The sequence below is a fragment of the Myceligenerans indicum genome (genome assembly GCF_016742955.1).
Lineage (GTDB): Bacteria > Actinomycetota > Actinomycetes > Actinomycetales > Cellulomonadaceae > Myceligenerans > Myceligenerans indicum.
The window spans coordinates 1-11514 of sequence record NZ_JABBYC010000021.1; the positions used below are offsets into that span (position 1 = coordinate 1).

9 protein-coding genes are annotated in these 11514 nt (G+C 70.8%); 3 read left to right on the top strand and 6 right to left on the bottom strand.

Annotation, left to right across the window (positions count from 1 at the left end):
• A partial coding sequence (locus tag HGK34_RS12380) for an ABC transporter permease subunit (protein ID WP_201847694.1) occupies nt 1–301 on the top strand: 301 nt, incomplete at its 5' end.
• A 190-nt stretch (nt 302–491) separates the two neighbouring features.
• On the opposite strand, the gene HGK34_RS12385 is transcribed toward HGK34_RS12380, so the two are convergent.
• The 6 genes from HGK34_RS12385 to HGK34_RS12410 all read right to left on the bottom strand — a co-directional run bounded on the left by HGK34_RS12385 (nt 492) and on the right by HGK34_RS12410 (nt 9809).
• Complete coding sequence (locus HGK34_RS12385; RefSeq protein WP_201847696.1) at nt 492–1784, bottom strand: ABC transporter substrate-binding protein; 1293 nt, start codon at nt 1782–1784, stop codon at nt 492–494.
• 254 nt (nt 1785–2038) lie between these two features.
• Nucleotides 2039–3094, bottom strand: coding sequence for a hypothetical protein (locus HGK34_RS12390; protein ID WP_201847698.1), 1056 nt, complete (start codon nt 3092–3094; stop codon nt 2039–2041).
• Nucleotides 3095–3207: 113 nt separating this feature from the next.
• Nucleotides 3208–5775, bottom strand: coding sequence for an aminopeptidase N (gene pepN, locus HGK34_RS12395; protein WP_201847700.1), 2568 nt, complete (start codon nt 5773–5775; stop codon nt 3208–3210).
• 166 nt (nt 5776–5941) lie between these two features.
• The gene (malQ, locus tag HGK34_RS12400) at nt 5942–8248 is read right to left on the bottom strand and encodes a 4-alpha-glucanotransferase (protein ID WP_307815931.1); all 2307 of its coding nucleotides are present in this window, start codon (nt 8246–8248) and stop codon (nt 5942–5944) included.
• A gap of 105 nt (nt 8249–8353) precedes the next feature.
• A complete protein-coding gene (locus HGK34_RS12405; protein WP_201847702.1) occupies nt 8354–9388 on the bottom strand; it encodes a mechanosensitive ion channel family protein in 1035 nt (344 codons plus the stop codon).
• A gap of 184 nt (nt 9389–9572) precedes the next feature.
• A complete protein-coding gene (locus tag HGK34_RS12410) occupies nt 9573–9809 on the bottom strand; it encodes a PTS sugar transporter subunit IIB (protein ID WP_201847704.1) in 237 nt (78 codons plus the stop codon).
• A 186-nt stretch (nt 9810–9995) separates the two neighbouring features.
• Between HGK34_RS12410 and HGK34_RS12415 the strand changes: the two genes are divergently transcribed.
• A complete protein-coding gene (locus tag HGK34_RS12415; protein WP_201847706.1) occupies nt 9996–10373 on the top strand; it encodes a globin in 378 nt (125 codons plus the stop codon).
• Nucleotides 10374–10490: 117 nt separating this feature from the next.
• Nucleotides 10491–11498, top strand: coding sequence for an acyl-CoA thioesterase (locus HGK34_RS12420; RefSeq protein WP_307815932.1), 1008 nt, complete (start codon nt 10491–10493; stop codon nt 11496–11498).
• Nucleotides 11499–11514 lie beyond the last annotated feature (16 nt).

Genomic DNA, 11514 nt, shown 5'->3' on the forward strand with positions numbered 1-11514 from the left:
GGGCATGCTGCGCACGTACTGGAACGTGCTGCTGCCGATCTCCATCCCGAGCTTCGTGGTGGTCCTCATCTGGCAGTTCACCAACGCCTGGAACGACTTCCTGTTCGCCGTGTTCTTCTCCTCCAGCAGCAACGGCCCGGTCACCGTGGCGCTGAACAACCTCGCCAACGGGGCCCTGCTGCAGAACTACGGCGTGTCCATGGCCGGCGCGCTGCTGGCGTCGCTGCCCACCCTGCTGGTCTACATCCTGCTCGGCAAGTACTTCGTCGGCGGTCTCATGTCCGGCTCCGTCAAGGGCTGACCGCCCGCGACGTCCCGCTCGGCGGGCGACCCGCTCTCCCGGTCGCCGCGCGGCGTCCCGGACCACACGGAGAACAGGAGGAGCGGCGCGGCATCCTGCCGCGCCGCTCCTCCTGTCGCGAGCCGGGTACGTCGACACCTCGGTCTCGGAGCCCCCGCCCCCATCGGGGACTCCGAGACCTGCCGCGCGGCTATGCGTCGGCCGACGCGGCCAGGGCCGCCTGGAAGGTGGCGATGTCCGTGGAGCCGTCGTTGAACGCCCGCACCGCATCCGTGATCACACTGAGCTGCGCGACCGGGACCGCGGCCCCGTGCGTCACCGACGACACGATCGTGTCCTCGCCGAACGACGTGATCGCGGTCTTCTGGTACTCGGAGAACTTCGAGGCGTCGATGTCGGTCCGGGCGGGGATCGAGCCCTTGATCTTGTTGAACTCGACCTGCCCTTCCTTCGAGCTGACCGTCTGCAACCACGCCTTGGCGCTGTCCTCGTCGAGGATGTGGGCCGACATCGTGAACGAGTCGGCGAGGAAGTCGAACGTCCCGGCGGTGCCCGGGGCCGGGACGGCCTCGTAGTCCTCTCCGTACGTCTTGCCCTCGGTGTCGTACGCGGCGAGAGCCCAGTCACCCATGATGTTGAAGGCGGAGTCGCCCTGGATCACCATCTCGCTGGCCGCGTCCCACTCGAGATCGTTGCGGTCGGGGTTGGTGTAGCTCATCAGGGACTCGTAGTGCCCCAGTGCGGTGGTGACCCGAAGGTCGCTCCAGGCGGTGCTCCCGCTCCAGAGACCGCTGTACGCCGTCGGGCCGAGGTCGGCGAGCAGCGTGGTCTCCAGCAGGTGGACCTGCGGCCAGGTGGTCCCGACCGAGAGCGGCGCCTCGATCCCGGCCTGCTTCAGCGTCTCCAGATCCGCGATGAAGTCGTCGAGATCGTCGTACTCGCCCGACGTCTCGAGACCGTTGCGCTCCAGTACCGACGGGTTGACCCAGAGCAGGTTCGCACGGTGGATGTTCGACGGGACCGAGTAGATCTTGCCGTCGTCGGTGGAGAGCCGCTCGATGAGATCCTGCGGGAAAGCTTCCTTGAGGCCGAACTCCTCGTAGAGGGGGGTCAGGTCCTGGATGTACTCGTCCCTGATGTAGTCGTGCAGCTCGGCGCCCGCGTGGGCGACGAACACGTCGGGCGGGTCCTGCGTCTCGAGCCGGGACTGCAGGTGGTCCTTCGACGTCGAGCTGCCGCCACCGCCCATGAGGCCGTCGTTGACGAACTCGATCCCGGGATGCTGCTCCTCGAACACCTCCGCCAGCTTGTCCAGACCCCGCTTCTCCACGCCGGACGCCCACCAGGTGAAGACGGTGACCTGCTCGTGCGAGCGGACGGAGGGCTCGAAACTCTCTGCGGACCCGATCCCGCACCCGGTGAGCAGCAGGCTGAGGACGGCAGCTGATGCTGCCGCCGCGGTGGTCTTACGCGTCACTCGCATATCGCGTCTGTCATTCCCTTCAACATTGGAGGGCGACACCACCGGTCCTCGGTTGACCGGTGGCGCGCAAACACCCGCGAAACGGCGGGTGGCTGGTGCGCGAGCGAGCATAGCGTGAGATCGCTAACATGGTGCAAACCAGGACAAGAGATGACTTCCACCAGACCAAAGGCCCGACAAAAAGCCGCCGAGGCCGGACCGCGCGTGGTGCGCGTCCCGCCTCGGCGGCCCTCGATGATCTCGGCGCGAGGGAATCAGGACAACGTGATTCCGGCCTTCGCCACCGTGAAGGTCGACCCCGTGGCGTCGTGCGTGCACGACATGCCGGTGGTCCGGCTCACGCAGGTGAAGCCGTGTGCCTTCTGCGTCTTCTCGTACTTCAGGGCCTTGATGCCCTTCGCCTCCACCGGCTTGTCCTTCTTGGCGACGCACGGGAGCGTCAGCTGCCCCGACTGGTCCAGTGACACGATGTGGCCCTGGACACCGGAGCACCCCTCAGGCGCCGGGGGGTTGTTGAGCGTGACGATGCCGCAGGTCGCGGCGTTCTCGGACAGCGTGCAGGTGATATTGCCCGTCGGCGACGCGAAGATCTTCACCCCCGCCGCGTCCATCTCGAGACCTTGCGCGTACTCCGGCTGCGAGGATCCCGTGTCTTCGTCCCCGCCGCTGGAAGCCGAGGCCTCCGCCTCCTGGCTCGCCCCGACGACGGGCGACTTCTCGCCGTCGGAGGAGAAGAGGTTCACCGCGAACACGATCGCCGCGACCACGAGGACGATGTCCAGCGCGATGAAGGCGACCCATCCCGGGCTCAGCTTGCGCCGCGCGGGCGCCTGCTCCTGGCCTTGCTGAGGTGCGTAGCCCTGCGGCTGGGGCGCATAGCCCTGCTGCTGGTAGCCCTGCTGCTGGGCGTAGGCCTGCTGCTCGTACCCCGCCTGCTGCGGGTAACCCTGCTGCTGGCCATATCCCTGCTGCTCGTAACCCTGCTGCGGGTAACCCGGTTGCGGGTAGCCCTGCTGCTGGGGATACCCCTGCTGCGGGTAGCCCTGCTGCTCGTATCCCGCCTGCTGCGGGTACGCCTGCTGCGGCGCGTAGCCCGGCTGCTGCACCCGTGGCGCCGGGGCGGGCGTCACGGCATCGGAGAACTGCGACGTGGGCGAGATCGCCGGGGGCATCCTCGTGGTCGCCGAGACACGCTGCGGGCCCGGCCCCGGCGCCGCGGGCGTGGCGGCGGTGGGGACCTGGTCGGCCCCGCCGGTCCCTTCGTCGTCCCACCCCTCGGGCGGCGGTGGAGGGGGCACGGTTCCGGACATGCGGCTCCTTCTCTCGGACACGATCGACCTTGGATCATACGACGGTCCGAGGGTATCGCCGTGAGCCGTCCACACGGCAACACACCCCCGGACCGTCCTTCTGCGGCAGCGCCCTACACGGCGTCGGCCGCCTGCGCGCGCAGCGCACGCTCCGTCCCGGCCAGGCCCTCCACCATGAGACGGCGCAGCGCCGGGGCCGCGTCCGCGTGGTCGGTCAGCCAGGCGGAGACGGCGTCACGCAGCTCCGCCGAGGCTAGCGGCGCCGGGTAGAAGCCCTCGATGATCTCCTCCGCGATGTGGTACGACCGCTCCTGCCAGACACGCAGGACCGCGTCGAGATACGGTCCCACGACCGGCGCCAGCACCGCGGCGTCGTTGACGTGGACGAACCCGAGACCCGTGTTGCGGATGATCGCGTTGGGTGCCTCCGAGTCGGACACCACCGACTCCAGGGCAGCCAGCTTGGCGTCGGTGACGGGCACCGTCGCACGCGCCCGGGCCGCGGACTGCCGCCCGGTGGCGGTGTCGTCCTCAGCCAGTGTCGCGGCGATCTCCGCCTCCCCGGCAGCCCCGTTCAGCACAAGACCCTCGAGCAGCTCCCAGCGCAGGTCGGTGTCGATCTCCAGCCCGTCCAGCGCCGTCGACCCATCCAGGAGACCCTTGAGCAGCGCCACGTGCTCTCGCGTCGAGGCGAGGTGCGCGAACACCTTCACGAGCTGGAACTGCAGGTCGGAGCCCGCCTCGGCGCCGCGCGCGAGCTCGGCCAGCCGGTCCCCCGCCCGCACGAGGGTCGCCGGCCGGGCACCCGGCGCCACGTACTGCCGGATCGCGAGCACGAGCTGGTTCAGCGTCGTCCGCACCGTGGTCGACTCGGTCTCGGCCGCGATGTTGCCGAGCACCAGGTCCACGTACGCCGAGGCCGGGGTCTCACCGTCACGCACCGCGTCCCACGCGGACCCCCACACGAGGGACCGGGTCAGCGGGTCGGCGATCCGTGACAGGTGCTCCACGGCCACGGTCAGGGACTCGTCGTCGAGCCGGATCTTCGCGTACGCGAGGTCGTCGTCGTTCAGCAGCACCAGAGCCGGGCGGTCCAGCTCGACCAGCTCCATCACCTCGGTGCGCTCACCGTCGACGTCGACCTCCACGCGGTGCACCCGCTCCAGCTTGCCCGCATCCGTCACCGAGTAGAACCCGATGCCGAGCCGGTGCGGCCGCAGCGTCGGCCACTCGGCGGGCGCCGTCTGCTCCACGACGAACGACGCGATCCGCCCGTGCGAGTCCGTCTCGACGTGGGGCCGCAGCGTGTTCACGCCAGCGGTCTCCAGCCACTTCGCCGACCACTCGGTCAGGTCGCGCCCGGAGGTGGACTCCAGCTCGGTCAGCAGGTCCGGCAGCTCCGTGTTGCCCCACGCGTGCTTGCCGAAGTACGCGGACACTCCCGCGACGAACGCGTCCCGTCCCACCCACGCCACGAGCTGCTTCAGCACCGAGGCGCCCTTGGCATAGGTGATGCCGTCGAAGTTGACCTGGACGTCCTCCAGGTCGCGGATCTCCGCCACGATCGGGTGGGTCGAGGGCAGCTGGTCCTGCCGGTACGCCCACGCCTTCTCCATCGCCGCGAACGTCGTCCACGCCTCGGTCCACTCGGTGGCCTCGGCCGTCGCGAGCGTCGAGGCGTACTCCGCGAACGACTCGTTCAGCCACAGGTCGTTCCACCACTTCATGGTGACCAGGTCGCCGAACCACATGTGTGCGAGCTCGTGCAGGATCGTCACGACCCGGCGCTCACGGACGGCGTCGGTCACCTTCGAGCGGAACACGTACGACTCGGTGAACGTGATGCAGCCCGCGTTCTCCATCGCGCCCATGTTGTACTCCGGCACGAAGAGCTGGTCGTACTTCGTGAACGGGTAGGGAACGCCGAAGACGCTCTCGTAGAACTCGAAGCCCTTGCGCGTCGTGGCAAAGATGTAGTCCGCGTCGAAGTACTCGCTCAGAGACTTGCGGCAGAACGCACCGAGCGGGATCTCCCGACCGTCCGCCGAGGTGAGCGAGCTCCGCTCGACGGCGTACGGGCCGGCGACGAGCGCGGTGATGTACGAGGAGATACGCGGCGTGGGGGCGAACGTCCACGTCGCCGCCTTCACCGAGGCGTCCGTGGCGTGCGTCGCGGCCACGGGCTCCGGCGTCGGCTCGTTCGACACGACCTCCCAGTACTCGGGAGCGGTCACCGTGAACTGGTAGGCCGCCTTGAGGTCCGGCTGCTCGAAGACCGCGAACACGCGGCGCGAGTCCGGCACCTCGAACTGCGTGTACAGGTAGACCTCGCCGTCGACCGGGTCCACGAAGCGGTGCAGCCCCTCGCCCGTGTTGGTGTAGGCACAGTCGGCGACGACGGTCAGCTCGTTCTCCGCAGCCAGGTCGTCGAGGGCGATACGGGAGTCGGCGAACACGCCCGCCGGATCCAGCTCGCGCCCGTTCAGCACGACGGACCGCACCGTGGGGGCCACGAGGTCGATGAAGGTGGCGGCACCGGGGGTGGCGGTGAAGCGCACGGTCGTGGTGGACGCGAACGTCGTCGGTCCGGTGGTCAGGTCCAGGTCGATCGCGTACGAGTCGACGGTGACGACGTCGGCGCGCTCGACGGCCTCGGCTCGCGTGAGGTTCTCTCCGGGCACGGGCCCTCCAGTCTGGTCGGGGCGCCTGAGCGCCCTGTGTTCAGCGATTTCCGGGGTCGATCATGCCACCAGTCCGGCCGTACGCGGGCCTCAAATTCCATGCAAGACGATCGTTAGCGAACCGTTCAGCTTCACGGGAAGCTGCCCCGGACACGCCGCAGACCGGTCAGGTCCTCTCGTTGAGGACGGCCACCAGGGACCGCAGCCGTGCCGAGTCGAACAGATCCTCCAGCATCACCAGTGCGCCCGAGCCGTCCGCCAGCGGAACCCGCCAGTTGGGGTAGCCGTCGTCGGCTCCGAGCTGCGCCTGGGTGCGCCGCTCCCCGACCGCGTCGGCGAGGTTCACCGCGACCATTGCCGCCGGGGTGTCCCGCAGGTAGCGGTACAGCCCCTCGACGAGCTCGCGCTCGGACGGGTCGAACGTCGTCATGCCCGTCCGGGACAGGGAGGTCATCAGCGCCTCCCTGCGGGCGCGGGCCCGCGAGCGCAGCACCTGCGCGTCCTCGGTGAGGATCCCGAGCCGTTCGCCCAGGTCGATGTGCTCGCCGGCGAGGCAGCTCGCCGTCGGCGGCAGTTCGGGCGGTGTCGGGACCACGAACCCGCCGGCCGGGAAGTCCTGCGGCGCGACCAGCTCGCCGGTGTCCGCCTGGTCGGCGAGCAGCACGGATCCGTTCAGGAGCCCGCGGCCGGCCAGGTACTCCCGCTCGTCGGCGTCGAGGAGCCCGTCGTCGGCGATGACGGGGACCCCGGCGCGTCGTGCCTCCAGGCACAGGATGCCGACGAGGGCCTCGTGGTCGTAGGTCACGTAGGCCCCGGCGGTGGCCCGGGTCGCGCCGGGGATCCACCAGGACCGGAACAGGTCTCCGATGTGCCCGACCCGCAACGCGCCGCAGTGCCGCAGGGCTGTGCGCAGCATGTCCCGGAACGGCAGGTACCCGGCCTTGGCGAGCTCCCGCGGGTGCCACGGCGGCAGCCCTCGGTTCCGGCCTTCCGGCCCGACGGCCGACGACGGCGGTATCCCCACCGACACCCCGCGCGCCAGCGCCCGGGGGTACACCCAGGCGTCGGCGCCCTCGGGGTGCACCCCTGAGGCGAGCTCCTTGAGGATCCCGAGCCGCATCCCGGCCTCGAGCCCGACCCGGTGGGCGCGCCGCAGCTGTTCGTCGGCCACCCACTGGAGCCAGCAGTAGAACTCGACGCGGTCCTTGAGAGAGCCGCGCAGCATGGTCACCGTCTGCGACGCCGGGTCCAGGAGGTCCGGCGGCCACTCCTGCTCCCCCAGGTGCTCCGCGATGGCGCACCAGGTGGCGAAGTCCACGAGGCCGCGGCCCTGCTCCAGCACGTACTCGTCGAACGCGGTCTGCCGCGCGGCCGACCGCGCGGCCGTGAACACCACTTCCAGCGCGGACTTCTTGGCGTCCCAGACCGCTTCGCGGTCGATCGGGGAGGAGTCGCCCGACAGGTCACGCACGGGCTCGCCGGCCCACTCGACCAGCGACCGGTCCGCCGAGGACAGGTAGGCGGTCTCGCGGATGTCCTCGAGCCGGATGTACAGCGGTGACAGGAAGCGGCGCGAGGTGGGCAGGTACGGGCTGTCGGTGATCGGTGCGGTGGGCTCGGTGGCCTGCAGCGGGCCGGGCGCGACGAAGTCGGCGCCCGCGTTGTTCGCGGTGAGCCAGGCCAGGTCGGCGAGGTCGGCCAGGTCACCGATGCCCCACGAGTCCCGGGAGCGGACCGAGTAGAGCTGGGTCTGGAAGCCCCAGGCCTGGCCCCCGGAGAGCGTCTCCGGAGATTCCAGCCGGTCCGGGGTGACCACGAGCGTCGTCGACGCCGCCACCCCGTCGGACTCGGCGTGCAGTGTGTGCCAGCCCAGCGGCAGGTCGCCGGGGACGAGGAAGGTCGCCCTGCCCACCTTCCGGGAGTCCACGGTGCGCGGTTCGACGATGACGTCCAGCTGTTCGAGGTGACGCGTGCCCGGGGCGGGCGCCGCGTCGCCGGCCCCGCCAGGCCGCGTGCCGGACGACGGCGTGACGCGCCGGATCGTGCCCGTGACGGGAGCGACGCGCCACGGGGTGGCGCCGGGTGCGACGGGAGGATCCGGGGCCTCGGGCTCGACCCAGCAGGAGACGCCCGCGCCGTCGGCCACGTGGACCGGCACCTGCACCGGCGTCCCCTGGCGGACGACGACCGCGGGCGGGAGCATGTCGCGCCACTCGTCGTCCCGCACGCGGACGACGGACTCGGCGATCGCCGACGGCGACCCGGCGGGGACGCCCAGCGCACCGAGCACCGCCGCCAGCGTCGACGGACTGACCCGGCGGACGGTCCCCTCGGCATCGGTGAACACGGTCCGCACACCGCACAGCTCCGCGAGATCGGCGAGATCCTCCGGAAGCTCGGGCAGCGCCGACCGGCCGACCGGATCCGTGGCGCCGTCGACGCCGGTCGTGGCGTGTGTGTCGTCGTGGCTCACGGGAAAGATCCTGCCATCGATCAGCGGCGCACGGCGGTAATGCCCGGCGCGTGGCCCGATTCGGCCTTTCTCAGCCCCTGGCGATCGGTGCTCGGCTCCTGGCGATCAGTCCTCGGCCCTGCGGATCGCCTCGGAGGCGTCCGCCGCCTGGCTGCCCGGCGCCCCGTGCACGACGATGCCCTCGCGCAACAACTCCTCCTGGGCCGCGGCACGCAGCGCACGAGCGATCACCCACTGCTCACCCGGCCGCACCTGCGCGTGCAGCGTGAACGTGATCGTGAAGGCGTCCACGCTGTCGACGCCACGCACGGACGGGGCCTCCAGGAGGGCCGACGACGTCTCGGGGTCCTCCTGCACGCGGTCGGCCGCGCGGCCGAGCGCGGTCCGCACGACGTCGACGTCGCTCCCGACCGGGACCAGCACGGGCGCCACCGCACGGCTCCACTCCTGCGTGCTGTTGCCGGCGCGCAGGATCTCGCCGTTGCGGACGTACCAGAGGGTGCCGTCGAAGTTGCGCACCTGGGTCAGGCGCAGGCCCATCGCCTCGACGGTGCCGGTCACGCCGCCGCCCAGGTCGACGAAGTCGCCCACGCCGAACTGGTCCTCGATGAGCAGGAAGATCCCGCTGAGGAAGTCCTTGACCAGGCTCTGGGCACCGAAGCCGATGGCCACGCCGGCAATGCCCGCGCTCGCGATCAGGCCGGTGAGGTTGACCTCCAGCACGCTGAGGACCGACAGCAGGGCGAACGTCCCGATGACGATGTTGGCCGTGGAGTTGAGGACGGAGCCCACCGTGCGGGCGCGCTGGACCCGGCGGTCCGTGGCGTGCCCGTTGCCGCCCTGGGTGAGGGCCTCGCTCAGGGCCTGCGGGGTGATCCGGAACTTCCGGCGCTTCTTGTGCGCCTTCCCGACGGCGTCGGCCGCGTCCTCGACCGCCGCCGTCCGGGCGGCACGCTCCTGCTCACGGGTCACCCCGGCGGTGATGCGCTCGGTGAGGTGCGTGATCACGCGACGGGTCAGGACGAGGGCGACGGCACTGATGGCGAGGATGATGAGGATGTTCAGCGGCTTGTCCGCGAACCACGCCCAGAATCCTTCGGCGCCGTCGAAGAATGCCGCGGCGAGTTGGTAGTCGTTCACGGGGCCTCACGCTAGCGGCAACACCCCTGCCGGATCCAAGCCCGCGCATGCCCTCTCACACACCGGCCCCTGACCTTCACCTGGCGTGCGCCGGCGGATCATCAGCCCGTGGTGCGGGTCGCGGCCCCGGCCGGCCGGCACGGCGGCACCCGACGGCGTCGCCGGAGGCCTCGCGCGCCGGGCGTCAGGACGCCCGCAGACCGTCCAGCTCGGCGGCGAGGTCGTCAGCCTCCGGGCCGACGATGACCTGGACCACCCGCCCCGACCGGACGACGCCGAACGCACCGGAACTCTTCAAGCCCGGCTCGTCCACCAGGGCCGGATCGCTCACCTCGACACGCAAGCGGGTGATGCACGGCTCGAGCTCGACGACGTTCGTGTTGCCGCCGAGTGCCACCAGGATGTCGTTCGCCTTGGACATGAATCACGCTCCCAAACCCCGTGCGTCGTTGCCGGTCTGCGACCACCCTATCCGGAGCCGCAAGAGGGAGGCACGAAAATCGGTGGTTTCGCCCATTGCAGTCGTCGAGGTGTGCTGTCACCAGGCTCACACCGGCGATCTCTCCGGCGCGTCCTTCCCGTGACCCACGGATGCGAGGATGACCCGGTGAAGTCGTTCTACGAACAGGTCGGCGGGCACGAGACGTTCGCGAAGCTGGTCGGCATCTTCTACGAGGGTGTCGCCGAGGACCCTGTGCTGCGCCCGATGTACCCCGAGGAGGACCTCGGCCCGGCCACCGAGCGCCTCACACTCTTCCTGGAGCAGTACTGGGGAGGGCCCGGCACGTACTCCGAGCAGCGGGGGCATCCCCGGCTGCGGATGCGGCACATGCCCTTCAAGGTCAACCCGGACGCCCGGGACCGCTGGCTGAAGCACATGCGGACCGCCGTCGACGCGCTGGATCTCGCGCCGGCCCACGAGGCCGAGCTGTGGGACTACCTGGAGCGGGCCGCCTTCTCCATGATCAACACCTTCGAGGACTGACGAACGGCGGTCCGTGCCCGGAACCGGCCCCGCAGGCCGCAGAATGAGGGTCGAGGACCGCACGACGCGCGGAGCACGGAACCGGGCCCCGCACGCGACAACAGGAGCACCGAGCACGTGGACCGAACCGCCGATCACCCGATGACCACGCCCGACGGCGACGGCACGACGTCGCCGGACACGACACCGCCCGGCACGGCGGCGCCCGGCACGACACCTCCGGCCGAGGAGCCCGACCCGCTGGGTCACCTCCTGGAGGTTCTCGACCTGCGTCCCGTCGACGGGCCCGGCCCCCGCGGCGAGGACGACGTGTTCGAGGGTGACAGCGTGCTCGGCCCCGCCCCGCGGGCCTACGGCGGGCAGGTGCTGGCGCAGGCGATCATCGCCGCCGCGCGCACCGTGCCACCCGGGCGGCTGATCCACTCGCTGCACGGGTACTTCCTGCGTGAGGGATCGCTGGAGGCGCCCATCGGGTTCGCCGTCGAACGGCTGCGGGACGGCAGGTCGTTCAGCGCGCGACGGTCCCACGCGATGCAGTTCGGCCGGCCGATCCTGTCGATGATCGCCTCGTTCCAGGAGGAACAGCCCGGGTTCGAACTCACCACGCCGATGCCCGACGGCGTGCCCGCGCCCGGGGACGTTCCCTCCGCCGTCGAGGAGCTCGAGGGCGCCGACGACCGGGCCCGCACGTTCTGGGCCGAGCAGTCCGCGTTCGACCTGCGCCACGTGGGCGGATCGCTGTACCTGCCGCGAGACCCGTCCGCCGGCGAGCCCGCGCACACGCAGCTGGTGTGGATGAAGGCCCGGCGCCCGATCGGGAGCGACGACCAGATGCTGCACCGGGCGATGCTCGCGTTCGCCTGCGATCAGATCATGCTCGAACCCGCCCTGCGGGCGGCCGGCCGGTCGTGGCAGGAGGTGGGCGGCGGGAAGGTCCCGCTGGCCAGCCTCGACCACGCCATGTGGTGGCACCGCGACGTGCGCGCCGACGAGTGGCTCCTGTACGTGCAGGGCGCGGCGTCGGCGCAGGGCGGCCGCGCGCTGGGGCACGCCCGCGTGTACAAGCAGGACGGCACCCTCGTGGCGTCGATGGGCCAGGAAGGCATGATGCGCCTGCCCGGGTAGGGAGCCGATCCCCCTG